At 46.2% G+C, this 19082-nt stretch carries 16 protein-coding genes; 5 read left to right on the top strand and 11 right to left on the bottom strand.

The annotated features are described in order from the left end of the window. Positions 1-7: 7 nt before the first annotated feature. The gene (locus DYD21_RS07465; protein ID WP_116034799.1) at positions 8-2569 is read right to left on the bottom strand and encodes a PP2C family protein-serine/threonine phosphatase; all 2562 of its coding nucleotides are present in this window, start codon (positions 2567-2569) and stop codon (positions 8-10) included. 182 nt (positions 2570-2751) lie between these two features. On the opposite strand from DYD21_RS07465, the gene DYD21_RS07470 reads away from it, so the two are divergent. Further along, positions 2752-3528, top strand: a complete 777-nt coding sequence (locus DYD21_RS07470; protein WP_116034802.1) for an NRDE family protein — start codon at positions 2752-2754, stop codon at positions 3526-3528. Positions 3529-3551: 23 nt separating this feature from the next. Here DYD21_RS07470 and DYD21_RS07475 read toward each other — a convergent pair whose 3' ends face one another. From DYD21_RS07475 to DYD21_RS07515, 9 genes are all read right to left on the bottom strand, one after another. Next, complete coding sequence (locus DYD21_RS07475; protein WP_158551448.1) at positions 3552-4712, bottom strand: M48 family metallopeptidase; 1161 nt, start codon at positions 4710-4712, stop codon at positions 3552-3554. Between the two features lie 79 nt (positions 4713-4791). Continuing rightward, positions 4792-5667, bottom strand: a complete 876-nt coding sequence (locus DYD21_RS07480) for a S9 family peptidase (protein WP_116034806.1) — start codon at positions 5665-5667, stop codon at positions 4792-4794. After that, positions 5667-6587, bottom strand: coding sequence for a pseudouridine synthase (locus DYD21_RS07485; protein WP_233505493.1), 921 nt, complete (start codon positions 6585-6587; stop codon positions 5667-5669). Before DYD21_RS07485 ends, DYD21_RS07480 begins: the two co-directional genes overlap by 1 nt. Before the next feature lie 33 nt (positions 6588-6620). After that, on the bottom strand, positions 6621-7313 hold the full coding sequence (locus DYD21_RS07490; RefSeq protein ID WP_116034808.1) for a hypothetical protein: 693 nt from the start codon (positions 7311-7313) through the stop codon (positions 6621-6623). Between the two features lie 294 nt (positions 7314-7607). Continuing rightward, positions 7608-8057, bottom strand: coding sequence for a phosphoribosyl-AMP cyclohydrolase (gene hisI, locus DYD21_RS07495; RefSeq protein ID WP_116034810.1), 450 nt, complete (start codon positions 8055-8057; stop codon positions 7608-7610). After that, positions 8054-8299, bottom strand: a complete 246-nt coding sequence (yidD, locus tag DYD21_RS07500; protein WP_209388402.1) for a membrane protein insertion efficiency factor YidD — start codon at positions 8297-8299, stop codon at positions 8054-8056. The genes hisI and yidD overlap by 4 nt, the downstream gene beginning before the upstream one ends. A gap of 477 nt (positions 8300-8776) precedes the next feature. Then, entirely contained in the window at positions 8777-10291 is a 1515-nt protein-coding gene (cysS, locus tag DYD21_RS07505; RefSeq protein WP_233505497.1) for a cysteine--tRNA ligase, read from the bottom strand. 10 nt (positions 10292-10301) lie between these two features. After that, positions 10302-11009 (bottom strand): GTP cyclohydrolase I FolE, encoded by a 708-nt coding sequence (gene folE, locus DYD21_RS07510; RefSeq protein ID WP_116034812.1) that lies wholly within the window; start codon positions 11007-11009, stop codon positions 10302-10304. Between the two features lie 265 nt (positions 11010-11274). Then, a complete protein-coding gene (locus DYD21_RS07515) occupies positions 11275-13230 on the bottom strand; it encodes an aconitate hydratase (protein ID WP_116034814.1) in 1956 nt (651 codons plus the stop codon). 309 nt (positions 13231-13539) lie between these two features. Here DYD21_RS07515 and DYD21_RS07520 point away from each other — a divergent pair, with 309 nt between their 5' ends. The 4 genes from DYD21_RS07520 (at position 13540) to DYD21_RS21375 (ending at position 15663) form a co-directional block, all read left to right on the top strand. Beyond that, entirely contained in the window at positions 13540-13833 is a 294-nt protein-coding gene (locus DYD21_RS07520; RefSeq protein WP_116034817.1) for an HU family DNA-binding protein, read from the top strand. Next, positions 13826-15061, top strand: a complete 1236-nt coding sequence (locus tag DYD21_RS07525; protein WP_116034819.1) for an HU family DNA-binding protein — start codon at positions 13826-13828, stop codon at positions 15059-15061. Before DYD21_RS07520 ends, DYD21_RS07525 begins: the two co-directional genes overlap by 8 nt. 29 nt (positions 15062-15090) lie before the next feature. Next, positions 15091-15402 (top strand): Dabb family protein, encoded by a 312-nt coding sequence (locus DYD21_RS07530; protein ID WP_116034821.1) that lies wholly within the window; start codon positions 15091-15093, stop codon positions 15400-15402. Between the two features lie 126 nt (positions 15403-15528). Continuing rightward, positions 15529-15663 carry a hypothetical protein gene (locus DYD21_RS21375; RefSeq protein WP_255415912.1) on the top strand — a complete coding sequence of 45 codons (135 nt, stop codon included), beginning with the start codon at positions 15529-15531 and terminating at the stop codon, positions 15661-15663. A 46-nt stretch (positions 15664-15709) separates the two neighbouring features. Here DYD21_RS21375 and DYD21_RS07535 read toward each other — a convergent pair whose 3' ends face one another. Next, complete coding sequence (locus tag DYD21_RS07535) at positions 15710-19075, bottom strand: HEAT repeat domain-containing protein (RefSeq protein ID WP_116034823.1); 3366 nt, start codon at positions 19073-19075, stop codon at positions 15710-15712. Between the last annotated feature and the right edge of the window lie 7 nt (positions 19076-19082).

The following is a 19082-nucleotide window of genomic DNA, read 5'->3' on the forward strand; positions in this document are numbered from 1 at the left end:
AAAAATTTTACTGCTTCTTTATAACGATCGCCGTCATATCATCGTGTGGATCGGAACCCTCGGCAAATTTATACAGATCAGCGGCAATTGCGTTAAGAATTTCCTCAGCACTTCGCCTGGAGTGACGTTTAATCACACCATGCAGCCGTTTATCACCGTAGAACTTTCCGCGGGCATTGGTAGCCTCCACCACTCCATCGGTGAACAGCACAATGAGATCCCCCGATTTCAGAGAGATTTCTGTTTCTTGCATGTTTTTCCTGAAAATGCCGTCCGGTGCCATTCCAAGTCCGATTCCCGGCGGACGATGCTCCTTCAGAACGCCTTCCTCAGCAGAAAAGTGCAGAATGGGATTATGCCCCCCTCTCGAAAAACGAAAGGTGTTGCGGGTTGTATCGATCACACCAAATATGAGTGAGATAAACGTTCCCTTCCTTGCATTCTTCAGGAAGAGCTCATTAATTTTTGCAAGGATATCTACTGTTGAGCCGGAGCTGCTACAGAGTGCATGGAGCACACCTTTGGTAAAGGTCATATAAAAAGCTGCTTCGATTCCCTTGCCGCTCACATCCCCGATAGTAATCGCGTGTTTATCATCATCAATACCGATAAAATCGTAATAATCACCCCCGGTTTCGTATGCAGGTTTACAGATCGCGGCAAACTCCATTCCGTTTCCTACAGGCATTGTTTCAGGCAGGAACGACTGTTGTACTTTTCTGGCAATTTGAAGCTCCTGCTTTACCCGTTCATCTTTCTTTAAATCATTGATGTAATCGGGGACATACTCCGGCAGCTGATCGATTGGCTGTCCTCTGTAGAGGCCATATGCACCAATGCCGATCAGTATTACTGTAAACAATAGCGATACATAAAAAACCGAGCTGTCAGGTGAAGTTGCCATAACCCACCCCGAGGCACTCATCAGGTGCATACCAAGTAAAATGAGTGCAAGTAAAATGGTGAGATAATCTTCTTTTAAATAGATCCACCCGATCGCCAGGCCGACCAGCCCCCCAACCGTCATATCTACATACCACGGACCGATATTTACCGGCAGAAATCCGATCACAGCAGAAACAGTACCAACCAGCAGCACAATCCAGATGCCTTTTTTTGTGAACGCGCGGAGTTTCCCCACAAGAATCAGAAGCAGAGCCTGGGTGATAAACAGGAAAAGAAGAAGATTGATAATCAGTACTGAAACGGACGGCAGTATGGTACGATCTGATCGAAACTGTTCGGACACATTTAAATATCCATCCGGCATCATGTAAAAAATGAAACCGAATAGAATGATCATAATGTACGACCACGCTACTCCCCGAATGACCATTAATCCTACCGGGCGGTTGTATACTTTACCAAGCCGGATCAGGTCAAAAGTTCTCAATTTTTCCAGCCAGTTATCCCGCGTGATGGAATCGCCAACAGCAGTTGTTGTGAAAAAGAAAAGTGAACCGAGTGAAGCAAGGAAACCAAATTGGAAAAGATCCCAGAAAATAGTTTGCAGAGTAAACTCATCAAAAGTAAAAAAGATACTATAAATCCACTCCAGCAGCCCCACGAGCGGAAGTAAAAAACCTGCAAGTACAGCAATAAGCACGGCAAGTTTCGTATCAATAAGCCTCAGGCGAATACGCACAAAAAGAAGTACGAGAACCCAGATAGCAAAAAGAAGCGCGACTGTTGTTACAGTTCCGATCCGGATGTCGGAAATTGCGCTCTCATTTTCATCCGTTGTGAAATTGTAGCTCAAACTGAGCAGCGCTCCGGTTGGCAGCATCTCCATCGCGAGCACAATCTGATCAGAATCTCCACCTGTATATTCAACACGCGCAAGATCCACACCGTGATACACAATCGATTCGATATCGCTTAACGAAAAATAGTCAAGCGGCCATACCGTTTCATCAAGATGATACTCAGCAAGCCGGATGACATCCTCCCGTGAGAGTACAAATTGATTCTCACTTGTTCCCAATCCATTTCTTGAGCTGTTTATTTGAAAATGGAACTGATCAAATATGTTGCTATCTGTTCGATAAGACTGCAGCTGTCCGGCGTGTTCAGGAAATATTTCTTCCAGAAATGGAAGCTCCATCACTCTTGATGGAAATATGGCTTCGCTGTTATAAAGAGCTATAAATTCCCCAGATTCAGAAAGCACAACTTCAACTGTGCTGTCAACTGCATCACCCCCCATTAAAGCGCGAGACCGCTCATCTGCGGTTAAAACCTGCTGAGAGTGCCAATAGAAAGCCGGAGCTACAAAATAAGATTGTCTATCTTGTAATCGCACAATAATACTGTCATCTGCAGGATTTCGCTGCCGGGCCTCAAGAACCGAATTATTAGTTCTGAATGTTGTAAGTGCATCAGACGCCGTTGCGTAACCAAGCCTTGTAAGTTCTTGTGAAGAGATCGATTGAGCAGTATCCTCCCCCAGCGAGCCGTCAGCCGTCCCAAGCGGGTGAACAGAGCCGTAAAACCAATAAAAAAAACCGGCAGCCAGAAGCCCGATCACCACAAGGGTGATATCTCTTTTTGCCGTGTCCGTTTCCAGCATGAATGAGTGAATCTATCGTAGTGTTTCGTTTACATCCGGTAACAGTTCAGAACAATTTTTAACCAGACCTAAATTAGTTCGTAATAATGAGCTAAAATGTTGCAAAAAATTTACCATCTTCTTTTTTACTTCAGCCTGCAATTTAATCTTAATAGCATAGTATTCACAGAAAAATTTACGCCATGTGCCTGATTGTTTTTAGTTATAAAAATCATCCCAGATACCCCTTAATTTTAGCGGGAAACCGTGATGAATTTTACGAAAGACCCACTCAAAAAGCTCATTTCTGGGAGAATGAGCCAACTATCCTTGCAGGTAAAGATCTGAAAGCAGGCGGAACCTGGCTGGGACTATCAAAACGCGGAACACTTGCGGCGTTGACAAACTACAGAGATTTTAAAACTGCGCGGGAAAGCCATCAGTCCAGGGGGATTTTAATTCCCAGATTTTTGACAAATGATGAAAATCCGGAATCAACACTTCAGCGATTCCTTCAGCAAAGAGAGGATTTTGACGGATACAACCTGCTTGCCGGTTCTGTCAGCCGCCTCTATTACCTAACCAACATCCGCGGCATTTATCATCCTATAGAACCGGGAATTCACGGGCTGAGCAATGCATTCCTGGATACGCCCTGGCCTAAAGTAGAACATGCTAAGGCGATGTTCCGCGAGAGTATAAGCAGCGAAGAACCGGACAAAGAAGCGATCTTTAGAATGTTGAAAAATGATAAAAAATATCCTGCTGCTCACCTTCCGGATACAGGACTTTCGCCCGAAATGGAGAGAGCGGTATCCCCTCTATTTATTCGAACAAGTGATTACGGAACACGCTGTTCTACACTTCTTATGGTGGATACCAACCACAATGTCACTTTTATTGAGCGGACCTATCCTTCTGGCAGAGAAGAAAACATGTCTGAGGTAAGGTATGAGTTCAAAGCTGAACCCGGTGAATGATTCTTTTACGTAATCGTTCCTGATTATAATTCACGAAGACGTTCTCTGGCCCTCGACTTAAAATTGCCCTCAACATTTTGATCAACCGTAACGGTATAGTAGCTGCGCGCGTTATCGCGCTGCTGAAGGGCTTCTGATGTGAGGCCGGCGTAGTAGTTGGCAACACTGTAGTAAAGCCTCTCGGATCGATTTGGAAGGTTGTAGCCGTATTCTATAGATTTATTGAACGCTTCGAGCGCCTCTTCGAACCGATTCATCCTGTAAAGCGCCCTTCCTTCCCAGAACCGAAGTTCTTCGAGCAGAATATCTTCCCGCGGGTTATTCTTTTCTTTCCATTCGCTGATCGCACTCTCTACGGCTTCAAGCACCTCATTATTCCGGTTTTGATTGGCAAGCGTTCGCACGTAGAGCCTCCGGTAATAGCTATTATTCGGATAATCCTCAACCAGCCTGCTGAGGTAAATCATGGCAGCAGCGTAACGCTTCTCATAATTCAGTAAAATATTACCCATAAAATAAGAAGCCTCCGGTCGCGAAAAGATTCCGTCTGATGCTGCTATATCGATTTTATTTAACCCCTCTTTCCGGTCACCATCCGGTAAAAACCACGATACCGCCCGTACCACCGGGTATTCATCAGGAATGTAGGCTGCATAATACAACACCATCCCGCGAACAAATTCATTATCGATAAAATCGGGCTCAACCTCCATAAGCTGTTCGTAGGATACATAGGCTCTCCGGGCTGTTCGTACACTCGTAATCCAGCTGTCCCGGTTTGCATAATGTCGGGCGATGTAACCGTTGGCAAGCGCCCGGATTATCAGCGCATCGGGATGATTTCGTTCACGATTGAGCAGCCGCCCGGCTTCATACTCGCTTCTCTGCATCATCTCCATTAACTGGTCATCCAGCGAGTGGTCGTAAAGATCTTCGAGTACCTGCCACCACAGCTCCATGGCTTCCCACATTGACCAGATCGGGTGATCAGGATGCCTGTCTCTCCACGGCTGCATGATTTGGTGTGCCGCCTCGGTGTTCCGGTTGTACAGCGAGTCTATTGCTTCCACTGCACCGTTCTGGAATGATTCATCGTGTATCAGCACGGGAGTCTGGGACTGTGACTTTTCCGAAAGAGTCAGCAGCAGAACTACGGTAATCAGAATGGAGTACAAACGGTTCATACAGTATGTGCGTGAATTGTTCGTGTTGAGTTGAGTCATTCAGAACCCATCAGTGAACCGGCTATAAGCAAATCTGCGGCTACCTAAGGTGCTGAATGAACCATGTTTCAGTGGATTCAAGCAGATCCTCAAACGGTTCTGGTAAATTCTCATCTTCGAACGGATGAGAAACGCCAAACGTATGTCCGGTATTTTCAATTATCAGTAACTCTTTATCATCGGAAGGACAAGCCCGGAAAAGTTTTTTTGAATCTTTAACCGGTACAGATTCATCATCCTTGCCTGCAGCAAAAAGTACCGGAATATGAAGTTCTTTTACGCGCTTAATAGCCATTAATCTGTCGCTGTTTTCACGGGCATCATCATAAACAATCTTGTCAACCGGAAAGGTCTGTCCGGTTCTGCCGTTAACGATATCCGTGAATCCCTGGCTTTCCCAGTCACTGATCATCTCATCACTCCATCGTTTGTTATAGTCCGCAACTGCAGACCAGGTAACCAGGCATTGCACTTCGGTAAATTCAGCTGCTGCGGCAACTGCAGTATGTCCACCCCGGGAATGTCCGATCAACCCGATTTTGTCAGTATTCATCGTCACCTGCTCACTTTTCAACTGCCCCTTTTTCAGATGCTTGATTACGCTGCCAACATCCTCCAGGTCTGAAGTGAGAGTTTGTTTTCGAAAGAGTTCCGGCTCATCAAACTCAAGCATATTCTCGCCGACACCATTCTTAGACAAATTAAAGGAAACTACGCAAAATCCTTGTCTTGCAATAGTTTCGCATGCATCGGGAAAGGCTCCCCAGTCTTTAAATCCTTTGAACCCATGAAGGAATAAAATTACAGGAAATGATCGGCTTTGGGTGGTTACCGGTGAATAGAGGTCATAATGGATCGGAAGATTTTCTACAGAAGGTACAGATCCGGATTCTTTTTTTACGCTGCTATATTGCATTATTCAGGTTGGTTAAAGTCGAGTGTATCCAGTTTGACGAGTTTTCTCAGGTTGTTGATTTCATCTTTACGAAGGTAGCGCCAGCGTCCAACGTTGAGATCTTTTTCCTGGAGTCCGGCGTACTCAATCCGTTTCAGATTTTTAACATCTGCCCCGATATAGTCTACCATTCTTCGGATCAGGTGATTTCGCCCCTCAAAAACAGTTATGATGATAGAATCACCCCGAATTTTATCCCGAACTACGGAATCCGGTTTGGCAAACCCATCCTCCAGGTCCACTCCTTCCCGCAGCCTGATAATTTCCTCTTCTGTGAGTACGCGGTTTGGCTGAACGAGGTAGATTTTCCGCACCTTGTAACTGGGGTGCATCAGGCGATGGGCAAGATCACCATCATTTGTGAGCAGCAGCAGCCCCATAGTCTTTCTATCGAGCCGGCCAACAGGATACACCCGATGACCAGTGGCATCTTCAATGGTATCCATCACCGTGTTTCTGTCGCGCTCATCATCGGTAGTGGTAATGGTTCCGGAATTTTTATTAAGCAGAATGTAGGTAAACGGCTCAAGGGTTAATGTTTGACCGTCGACTACAATTGAATCGGTTTTCTTAACTTTTGTACCCAGCTCTGTCACCGTTTTTCCATTCACTTTTACCTTTCCGGCCGATACGTATTCATCCGCATCCCTGCGTGAACACAACCCCGCGTGAGCAATATATTTATTGATTCTCATCTCCTCTGCAATGTTTTGTTTTTGAGGAGCGGTTTTAGGAGCCTTCATCGAGCCTTCAGAACGGCGGGACTGGCGGCTTACTCCGGATTTCTTTTTACCCGATGGACGACGTTTCTTTTTAGAAAACGAATCTTCTTTTTCGCTGGAAGATGAAGGTCGGCTTGGTCTTTTTTTCTTATCGGTCATACTTCTGAATCTATAAAATCTGTTTAATAGTATTTAAAACGAGTGGACTTCGAAATTGCGTTCATCGAACCAATCATCTTTACCGTAGTCGGTATTAATAATTATACCACCCAACAGTGCTACGCGGACTCCTTTAAAGTGATCCCGGCTTTTTTCGAGTAATTTTTTTATCCTGCCGTCGATCTTCTCAAACATTCGGTCAGTTGCGGCGATGAGCGGATCATCACTCTCTGTAATTTCATCTGTATGTCTGCTCAGCTGATCCGTTAACAGCCATTGTTGATAATCTAATTCTTTATCGGGTTTCGGACTTTCGGCATTCTTTAAGGCACCCACAGCGCCAACAAGAGCCCCGCAGCAACTGGTTTCGATCCTCTGCCCTGTCCGAATTACTTTACCCGTATGATTCGACTCTGAAACCCCGATATGCGGACCGTAAATAATTATGGCTCCACCATCATCGGGAATATGCCCCGCAAATGCGTGGAATCCGGTCAGGCCTGCAAATGGAAATCCGGCAAGCCCTCCTATTTGAAACGGGTTGTCCAGGGCAACGTGGTCCCGGAAGTTGGTGGCGGATTGTATGATTTCATCACTGCAAACAGATGTAGCCAGTATGGTTTTTTTTAAATCAAATCCATGATCCTGCTGAAGAGTTTCGATCCGTATTTGAGTATACTTGTTTCCATTTTCTGCTTTCGGGTAGATGGATTGAATATCAGGCATTGTTACGATGCTTTTGTTCTTTGATTACTATTTAAAGTACCGGATAAGACGGTCAATTCTAAATATTGTAACTCCAATCAATTCAGGGAATTTCCCGGCTGATCTGTGAAAGTAAGATAGAATCTGCTACAGCACAACTCCATCAGTTTATGTGGATATACAGCAAATTTAATTGTCATTAGGTCTGCCATACAACTTGTCATTTCAGTGTTTCATCAACTTAAAATTATTATTGTTTGTGATACTTAAATAATTGAACTGCAGTATTTTAAATATTCATATTTGCAATCTATTTTATGCACCGTAAACTTCATCCGGATCGAAAGCCCGATCCTCAATCACGTATTCGAGTTCATCATTGCTGCCGTTTTTTACGGCCCTGTAAAAACAGCTCCTGTACCCGTTATGGCATGTGCCCTCGCCCTGTACTTGCACACGTAACTGAATTACATCCTGGTCGCAATCAACCAGCAGCTGCACTACTTTCTGTTCCCGTCCGGAGCTCTCTCCTTTCACCCACAATTTCTTCCGGCTTCGGCTGTAGTACGTTGCTTTGCCGGTCTTCAATGTCAGGCTCAGAGCCTCTTCATTCATCCAGGCAAACATTAAAACTTCCCGGGATGAAGCATCAGTTGTAATACACGGTATGAGTCCGTCTTCATTGAATTTTGGCAGAAGCCGGCTGCCAAGTTCAATCTCTTTTTTTGATTTGGTTTTCGGGCTATCAAAACGTTTTGATTTCATTGTTCTTCACTTTTGTTTCTGTCTGATGTTCGTTTCGGCACAGGATCATATCCCGAGGTTCCCCAGGGATGGCATTTACCGATGCGCCGCAACCCTAACCACACACCTTTGACCGCTCCCCACTCTTCAACGGCTTCGATCATATAATTGGAACATGTTGGGGTATGGAGGCAGTTCGACCCAAGCCATGGTGAAATGATAAGCTGATATGCTCGGACAAATTTAATTACAATCCACCGAATCGCCTGCCCGATAAATTCAATTACGGATTTTCGATCACCTGTTCTATTTGATTCGGATGTGTTCAAAACAACAGTTCAGTTGCCGGGGATACCATATTACGCACTTATAAGATCAGTTCGGCTTATAAATAATTCATTTATTTGGTATAAAGCCTCCCCTAAGATGGGAGGATACAGAGAGGTGTTTATCGTTTTTTTAAATTTCGATAAACATCCCCCCTCACCTCCCTTTTCGAGAGGCTGTGAGCAAATACTTAATCAAAGATATCGGCCCATTATTTTTACCACGAAGACGCAAAGTCACGAGGGTACACGAAGTATAACAAAATCAAATTACTAACCTTCGTGATTCTTCGTGTCATCGTGATTTCGTGGCCAAATAGAAGGAATTTTTTTAATGCTTGTTGATTTATTTTCTCACAGCCTATCCAAGGAAACTTTTATATTCATGATTTTATAATCGAACTCAGGTCGATATTATTCAATTTCATAGGTTGTTTTCCCGGTTTTCTCATCCTTTAGTGTGATACCGATCTCTTTCAGGTCGTCGCGGATTTTATCTGACAGTTTGAAATCTTTATTCACGCGCGCCTCAGCTCTTACCTCAATCAGCAGCTTCAGTAGATCGTCGGTTTTGCTGTTCTGTTGATCCGCTTCTGGTTCAAGTCCAAGCACATCGCTCACAAATGTGATAAACGTGGCTTTCATTCTCTGGAAAACCTCTTGCGAAATCGACTTATCATCAAGCTGACGATGATGTATGGCGTTAATTTTATTTACCATCTCAAAAAGCACAGCGAGTACCTGGGCAGTATTAAAATCATCACTCATTTTTTCATAACAGCCGTCGCAAAGCGTGTTGATTTCATCATCCAGCTCCCCTTTTTCGTCAGCACCTGTAAACGACAATTCCTGTATAAGCGAAAATGCTTTCATCATTTTGTGATATCCCTTCTCAGCCGCCTCCAGTGCTTCGTTTGAGAAATCAATTTTGCTTCTGTAGTGCGATTGCAGCATCAGAAAACGAGCCGCCATCGGGCTGTACTTACGGTTCAGGTACTCATGATCTCCCGAAAAGAGCTGATCCAGCGTAATAAAATTTCCGGCTGATTTACTCATCTTAGCGCCGTCGATCGTCACCATATTGTTATGGATCCAGTAGTTGGCCGGGTCGGTGCCGTGGGCACCGCGGCATTGCGCAATTTCTGCTTCGTGATGCGGAAATTGTAGGTCGAGCCCTCCCCCGTGGATGTCGAACTGTTCTCCAAGATATTTGGTGCTCATGGTCGTACACTCGATATGCCAGCCGGGAAATCCTTCGCCCCAGGGTGAATCCCATCTCATAATGTGTTCAGGAGATGCATTCTTCCAAAGCGCAAAATCATGCGGGCTTTTTTTATCCTCCATTCCTTCGGTATCGCGGCTTCCGGCCTGAAGGTCTTCCAGCACTTTACCCGATAGTTCTCCGTAGTTGTTTCCTTTGCGATACGCTTCGAGATCAAAATAGACGTTCCCATTCACTTCGTAGGCGAGGCCATTCTTTAGAATCTTCTCCACCAGCCTGATCTGCTCCGGAATATGTCCCGATGCTGTTGGCTCAATACTCGGCCGCAAGCAGTTCAGCGCATCAAGCCCTTTGTGGTACTGAATGGTGTAGTGCTGAACCACTTCCATCGGTTCCAGCTCTTCAAGGCGGGCTTTCTTTGCAATTTTATCCTCGCCGGTTCCCGCCTCTTCATTTTCGAGGTGACCCACATCCGTAATATTTCTCACATAACGGACTTTGTATCCCATCTGCCGCAGGTAGCGGTAAATCAGATCGAAAGTTATTCCGGCACGCGCGTGTCCCAGGTGGGGATCACCATATACCGTTGGCCCGCATACGTAGAGACCCACATGTGGAGGATTAATTGGTTTGAATGTCTCTTTCTTTCTGCTAAGTGAATTAAATAACCGGATAGGAAAGCGATCCTGTTCCTGCATGTTCATCATTTCTTTTGGCTTACATCTCTGTGTCTGTGCTGATGTAATCGATAAAACGTTGTTGTGTATCCTTTTCTTTGAAAGCTCCGCGATACTCCGTGGTTACCGTGCTGCTTGCACGGTCCTGGATACCGCGTGTAGACACGCAAAGGTGTTTACTTTCAATAAAAACTGCAACATCACCCGTTTCAAGAGAGGTTTCCAGTTCATCGGCAATCTGAAGGGTCAGTCGTTCCTGAACCTGCGGACGACGGGAGTAGTAATCAACCAGCCGATTGATTTTTGAGAGACCTATCACACTGCCGCTGCTTTTGTATGCCACGTGTGCTTTACCGAGAAACGGCAGAAAATGGTGTTCACAAAATGACGTTACGTTGATGTTCTTTACAACTACAAGGTCGCCATATTCGTATTTATTTCCGAATTTTTTGGCATCCGGGCGGTTTTTTGGATTCAATCCCTGGAAAATTTCCTTCACATACATTTTGGCTACCCTGCGGGGTGTGCCGCTCAGGCTTTCATCGGTAAGATCGAGTCCAAGAATCTGCATAATTTCACCAAAATGATTTTCAATTTTGGCGATTTTTTCATCATCACTCAGCAGGAATGCATCCTTGCGAAGTGGCGTCTGTACCGATGTTGCAATATGATCTTCACCTATATCGTCAATATCCTGAACAGAGTGGTTGTTTCCTGTTGAATCCAGTGTCTGCTTATCTTTATTCATCTACTTTTGTACTGCATTGCGTGTAGTTTTCAAACTGTAAAATTACGGCTTCCAACCGCCATTTCATAATCAGAGGAGTGATGCGATGTATGCGTTGGGTCATAACAGAGAACGGAGAATTCACCGGATGAAGCGGATTCATCCGGTGAAGATTTTTATCAAAAATACCTGTCAGCCATTAATGGCACGATCTTGATCAGCATTGCAATAAAAAAATCAGGTATCCAACTCCGAATTCGCCTAACACTTCATTCTGATTCACATTTCAGTGTCGTTTTTTAAATGTGTTGATTATACCACCGTCCAGCAAAGCAATTAGCTGACGATCGCTAAGTGTATGACCCGCCTTAAATTCAAAGCCTTTCGTTAAATTTGTGACGGTAACTTCATGTCCGCTTTTCATTTGATCGCGGATTCCTTCGACTTTCAGAGTATCTCCTTGTTCAATTTTATCATAGTCATCAGGGTTTTTGAACTCGAGGGGGGCAATCCCGAAGTTAATCAGGTTTTGCCAGCCGATCCGGGCATAGCTCTTTGCAATGACAGCACGCTGCCCGAGATATCTTGGCGCGATTGCCGCATGTTCACGGCTGGATCCCTGCGCATAATTATCCCCTGCAACAACAACGTGGCCGCCGTTTGTCTTTTTGGTTTCCATCGCGCGATCGTAAAATGACTCATCAATCACAGAGAAAGAGAATTTGCTGATTTCGGGGATGTTGCTTCTGAATGGCAGCACATCAGCCCCGGCGCGCAGAATTTCATCGGTCGAGACGTTATCCCCCATCTTAAGCAGAACAGATACCTCAAAATCACTGAATTCGCTAAAATCCGGCAGTGTAGAGATATTTGGTCCTTTTACGAGGTCTTTCTGCTCACCGTTTTTCGGCGGGGCGATCAGCATATCACGGTTGATGATCACTTCTTCCGGCTCAGAAAATTTCGGGTACTTCATATCATATAACTTCTCAAGATCTCTCGGATCGGTAATTTCGCCCGTCAGCGCCGAAGCGGCGGCTGTTTCCGGGCTGCAGAGATACACGGAATCCTCCTTTGTACCGGATCGATCAGGGAAATTACGCGGCACAGTCCGCAGGCTGTTACGTCCGGAAGCCGGGGCTTGCCCCATTCCAATACAGCCGTTACAGCCGGCCTGGTGGATTCGGGCTCCCGACTGCACAAGATGTAGCATAACGCCGTTCTTCACCATATTCTCGATAATCTGACGCGATGTGGGGTTAATATCAAAGCTCACCTCATCGCTGATGCGTTTCCCCTTCACAATTTCTGATGTCATCCAGAAATCGCGGTAGCTGGGATTTGCCGAGGACCCGATATAGGACTGATAAATTTCCCGGCCTTCCACTTCCCGTACAGGCACCACATTTCCGGGACTGCTCGGCAACGCGATTAGCGGTTCAACTTCATCCAGAACAATCTCTTCGTGCTCATCGTACGACGCGCCTTCATCCGGGAGAAGTTCCGTCCAGTCTTCTTCGCGCCCCTGCTCTTTCAGGAATCGCTTTACTTCACCATCCGATGGAAAAACCGTTGTCGTTGCACCCATTTCGGTGCCCATGTTCGCAATCACATGCCGGTCCATCGTGGAGAGCTGATCGAGACCCGGACCGTAGTATTCAATCACAAATCCGCGTGCGCCCTTAACGTCATATCTCCGGAGCATTTCGAGGACAACATCTTTGGCACTCACCCAGTCGGGCAGTTTGCCGGTCAGCTTCACCCCCAATACTTTCGGCATCTTCAGGTACATCGGTTCTCCGGCAATCGCAAAAGCCACGTCGAGGCCGCCAGCACCAAGAGCAAACATCCCCATGCATCCGGATGCGGGCGTGTGGCTGTCAGATCCGGCAAGAGTTTTTCCCGGCTTTGCAAAGTGTTCCGTATGAACAGGATGGCTAACCCCGTTCCCCGGCCGGCTATACCAGAGGCCGAATCGCTCTGCTGCAGATTTCAGAAAAAGATGATCATCCGGATTTTTGAAATCTGTTTGCAGCAGGTTGTGATCTACATACTGGCAGGATACATCCGTTTTAGCTTTGTCAAGATCCATCGCCTCAAGTTCGAGCATCACCAGTGTGCCGGTTGCATCCTGTGTAAGCGTCTGATCAATTTTTATCCCGATCTCTTCCCCTGCTTTCAGTTCACCATCCACAAGGTGAGATTCGATAAGCTTTTCAGTAACATTTAGCGGACGTCCCATAAAGTAAAGATTTGGTTAACTGTTTGCGTGTTATAGTAATAAGGTTATTTTTTTTCAAATAGTTCAGAACATTTTTAAATGACAGAGATTCTTTTAAAATGGACGAAACTGCCACCGGATTCCAGAACAAAGCAGGATACTTTTAGTGAGACTTGTAATGACCTTCTATATCAGTAAATGTAATCCAGCTATCATTTAACCCACATCTAAATGGAGTCTTGCGCCTTGCGGGTTAGGAATTTTCAACTATTTTTGCGTTTATAGGGTAATAGTAGATTTTAAAATATAATCTGCGACTATACTTAAATCATGACATACCGAGAACTTATAGATACTGTTGCCGATTCCAGGGATATCTCTAAAAAAGAGGCAAAAGAGATTATTGAAGGGATATTCGGAACTCTCACCGATGAGCTGGGCAATGGCCGGGGTGTATCTATTCCAGGACTTGGTACCTTTTCTGTTAATACACGAGACGCCCGAAAATCGTACAGTCCGCATCATGAAAAATATATGATGCTTCCTCCAAAACGGGTTGTGAATTTCTCCCCCTCGGCGGGCCTCAAGGAAACCGTAAAATTCCCGGAGCCCGACGATGAGTGAGAAGATCACTTTTAAGGAGCTCGTTGAAAAAATTTCAAAAAATACCCAACTAAGCGAGCAAAGAACCGACAGCTTTATTCATGAGCTGGTTGGGATCATTGAATCCGGTCTCGAAAAAGGGGAAAAGATTACGATCTCTGGATTTGGCAAGTTTGAACTACGGTTCATGGAGGAGCGAAAAGGCCGGAATCCGCAGACCGGGGACGAAATTACAATTCCGGCTCAGAATAAGGTTGTCTTTAAACCGTACAAAGCGCTCCGTGAGCATGTGAATCTTCCATTTAAAAACCTTCAGCCTCAGATTTTAGATTCACCTGATAAGCAGGAAAAAGAATCGGATCATACCGCACCTGTTGCCGCTGCATTATCTACTGTATCTGCAACTCAAAGCAAGAAAACCAAAGATGACCCGGCTGAAGCTGAGGAAAGTATTGAGGATCTCGTTCGGGAACGTCCTAGTCCTGTAAAGGGGAAAATCCCTAACCAATCCGTCCCGCCGAAACCTGTGCCTGAAAAAGTTTTAATAGAACAATCTTCAGATCAAAAAAAGGAACAACCGAAAAAACTCCCGCCGCCTGCTGCAAGCCCCAAAGAGCCTGACCGCGCTGTTCAGGAGTCAGGAAGGTTTCATTGGTCGTATGCAGCAGCATCCATTCTAATTCTTTTGGCCGTTTTTTTGATACTGTTCCTGATTTTTTCAAGACAGGAAACCACAACTCAAACCGAGCCCGAAATTGCAGGCCAGACGCCGCTTGAGCAGATTGAACAACCCGCTCCGCTCTCACCTGCTCCATCAGCAGTGGCGGATGAACCTGAAACTCCCGCAGTTGAAGAGGAATCGGCAGAGGCTGAACCCGCTGCCGACCACCGGGAATATTCCATTCAGGCTGGTGAATCACTCTGGTCAATCGCGGAGCAAACCTATGGAGATCCCTATCTCTGGCCGCTTATTTACGGTGAGAACCGGGATCAGCTATCAAATCCGAATCAGATCAGCAGCGGAAACAGCCTGTTAATACCTGAAATCGGAGATCCTGAAAATTTATCTGAAAACGAGGCAGTTTCAGTTGCAAGAGGATATCTCTCTGTGTATGATTGGGTAAGAGCCAACCAACCCGAGTCTGCCAGATATTATCTCTGGGCTGCCGGTTCCTACTCTCCTGAAGAGTTAGAGAGAGTATCAGACAGAGTAGATCAGCAAGACCTGACCTTCGCAACGCAACGATAATCAACATTAACTAACGCAGAGGTAAAGCTATGATTCGCCATATTGTAATGTGGAAACTGAAAGATGAAGCCGAGGGCGCACCAAAAGAGAAAAATGCCCAGAAATTAAAACTTATTCTCGAAGGGCTTCGAACCAATATTGATGAAATCAAGGCTGTTGAGGTTGGAATCCAAACCAATCCTGATGCGGAAGAAGCCCTTGATGTTGTGCTGATTTGTGACTTCGAAACCCTACTCGATTTTCAGATGTACACACGTAATCCTCATCACCAGAAAGCGGTGAATTTTATAGAATCCGTTGCAGAAAAACGGTATTTCGTTGATTATAAAATGGATTTATAATAAACGATTGACGGATGTAAAGTCTCAGCGAATTGTAAAAATGAATTGCTGCTCGATTTGAAAATACAAAAGGCGTCCTGATCTGATCAGGACGCCTTTTTTTGTATAGAAAGAGATGTATTTACATTGTCGAAATCAACCCTGCCCGGTTTTTCGCAGATTATGCTGAGTATACACTCGGAGTATCGCTTATATGTTCTCATTGGAGAGAATATTATCAGCGAAAATCAGCGAATCATCAGCGCAACTCTGCGTGAGTAAAGTATGGCAGACGTTTAATTCATCATACAATCATTCAATACCCGATTTACTCCTCTCCATCGAGTGTGGTCATAAATTCTACAAGGTCACGAAGCTGGTTCCGGGTCAGCAGATCGCCCATTGGAGGCATGGAAGACGGTGAGTTTGTACGCTCTTCAATTTGATTTTTGTCAATTGAACGTTGTTCACCGCTAACCAGGAGCACAATGGTTTCGTCTGTTTCTTCTTCAAGTGCACCACGTACGGTTTCGCCATCCTGAAGAGTTAACGTTACAACACCATACCCTGGTGCTACACTCGCAGAGGGGTTGACCAGGGATTGCAGCAGAAATTCACGGTTAAACCGGTTTCCAACATCGCTCAAGTCGGGCCCTACTTCAGCGCCGCTACCCGCCACAGCGTGACAGCGGATGCATTGCGCGGCAGCATCCTGGTAAAAAACCTGCCGCCCGGATTCAGCATCTCCGCCATAAAGGGTTTCAGTGAATCCGGCGATTGGATCATCCGCTGCCCTGATCGCGCGATACTCCAGTATTTTGTCGTTAAAGTCTTCTGTGCTGATTTCTTCAGCTGCCTGAATCAGTTCAAGATGTACTTCAGGCTCCAGTTCACCGGCTATAAGATCATCAAGCTGTTCATGGATAAAGGCACGGGTATCTTCATGATCCAGCGTTTCAAGTGTTCTTAAGGCTGTCTGTTTCTCATCCACAGATCCGTCATGGAATGCGGATATAAGCAGCGATACTTTCACGTCATCGGAAATATCGAGTGCGGGAATCATGGTGAGTGCATTCATACGGACGCGGCTTTCCTGATCCGTTAGGGCAATCCGGATCGCCTCATCAATTTCATTATACTCAAGATCACGAAGTCCGCGAACGGCTGCGATTCGAACATCAACCGAATCATCCCCTTCCAGCAGAGCGTAGATAGAAGGAGTAGCATCCGTATAGCGGAGCTCAGAGGCTGCTTCGATAGCAGCAATTCGGATATCGGATGAATCATCTGAAAGCAATCTTTCAGCTACAGATGCCAGGGCATTTCGCGCATCGTCGCCGCTGTTTGAAATTTGCCCGCGGTGCCGGCCGGTAACCCTGTCAAAGATAGAGGGCTCCTCCCAGTACTGTAGCGTATTTAATGCTTCAACGCGGAGATGCTCCGGATTGGATGATTCGGTTGCAAAGTCCGTCAGCCTTTCAGCATCCTCGGAACTGCCGCTGTAAAGCGATGCATTAATTGTCCGGCGAATGAGCGGCTCGTTATCAAACTGCCCGTCAGTGAGCAGCCGGGCCAGTTCGGGAATCGCATCTTCGATATAGTGATCATCACTGATCGCGCGTGCCGCATTGGTTACAATATATTCATCTTCATCTTCCAGAAAACGGACTATGCCGGAGCCCTGCAGTCGTTTCATTGCAATGACGGCTGCCACACGGACAGCACGTGATGAATGATCGGCCAGATCGGCCACTGAATCGGCATCATCAAAACGTGAAAGCGCGATTGCGCCAGCGTGACGCAGGTAAATATCTTCATCATCGTTATCAGCCAGCATAGCCACTATATCATCAAAAGATTCAGCAGCCTCCATCCGTCCGAGCGCTTCGGCTGCAAAAAACCGAACGCGGGGGTGCTCATCCTGCAGAAGTGGTGTCACCGCATCGGCGGCAGGTGAGTAACGCACATCACCCAGCCAGCGAGCCGCCTGGGCACGGATTTCGTAATCGTCATCTTTCAACAATTGAATAAGCGGCTCAACGGCGTCAGAACTACTTCGGCCGATCTGAGCCAGTCCCCAAATTCCGTGAATTCGTGCCAGCTGTTCACTGCTTGTTTCAATTGCTTGCAAAAGTGAATCTTCATCGCCTCTGTTAGCCAGTTCAAACTGCGCTTTTTGACGCACTCGCATATCCTGGTGACCCATCAGTTCAATCAGCCGGTCGGCGTTGTGATCGGAGAAATTTTCTCCTAAAAGATTTTTAGTTTCAACCCTGATCTCTGATTCAGCATCTTCGGGGGAGTCGAGTTTCCAGATTCTGCCTTCATCATTGATCGTCCAACCCTGAACCCAGTCCGTCATATAGAGCGCGCCATCCGGACCAAAATCGAGTCCAACGGCAAGGATTCCGCGGAGGGCTTCTTTTTCTTCATCCAGTTCAAACGAAGCTCCATTCTCTTTCAGGGTAAAAGAATAGATCGGAGAGTTCGCAACCGATCCGCGAAAGGACATCACAAAAAAGTGATCTTCATAGCTTTCGTTAAGCGCCGTTCCGGGATTGTAAGCCATCCCGGCAGGACCCGTATAAGACTCGGCAAGCGGGGGCAGAACGTGTGCCGCCTGATCATCCCAGTGCGGTATATAGTAGTCCTCATCCATCCATACTTTATATGAATTATTTTTTGGATCGGTGTATTTTCCAAACTGCCAGTTGATCCTCCAGCCGCTGTCCGATCCGTTTACCAGGTAAACGAGCCGCTCAAATTCCCCCGCATGATCGCCGTCATTATCGATCGTAATCAGGTTGCCGTATTTATCAAAAACAAATTCGTGAGTATTTCTAACTCCGGCTGCGAACACCTCAAAGTTGCTTCCGTCGGGATCAGAACGCAAAATCGCTCCCTGGTTGGGATAGTGCCACTCTTTGCCATCCTGGTCCTTCACACTGAATCCCATATCTCCGACTCCCCAGTAAACCCTGCCATCGGGACCGGTCGTCAGGCCCGACATTCCGTGCCCGCTAAACCCGATATGCACGTTATAACCATGACTGATGGATTCTTTCCAGTCACTCATTCCGTCATTATTTGTATCCCGAAGTCTCCACATATCGGGCCCAACGCCTACAAATACTTCATCGTTGAAGTGCAGAACGGCACCAGCCACATCGGTTACTTCATCGTGGAAATCACGGATAAATAGCTGCGCCTGGTCCGCCATGCCATCTCCATTGAGATCTTCCAATCTCCAGATCTCCTCCTTCATCACCGTAAGATCACGCCAGTCGTGTGATCCATCTTCGTTTCGGTCCGGCAGCCATGTGTTTTCATCACTGCGTTCAGGAGCCAGTTCGCTATGGAGAAATTCGCGGCGATCTTCAACGGTTTCCCATTTCATCGATTCGATGAGCCAGCTGCTGTCTACGTCCCGGATATCAAATTCTGAATTCCGGCTCCGTTTAGTGACCGTAACCCACGCTTTGCCCTCATCATCCATATGGATAGCTATGGGGTCACCCAGCAAATCTTTCGTAGCCCATAGTGAAATTTCAAGATCATCCGGAAGGTCCACTGAAATTTCTTCAAGACTTTCACGTGCCTCCGCTTGTGCTTCCTCCGCAGAAACGGTTCTGATTTCCGGTTCGGGGGGTTCTTCGCCGCAACCGCTTAAAAAAAGCAATGGTAGCGTTATCATTACGATT

The organism is Rhodohalobacter sp. SW132, from assembly GCF_003390325.1.
GTDB lineage: Bacteria > Bacteroidota > Rhodothermia > Balneolales > Balneolaceae > SW132.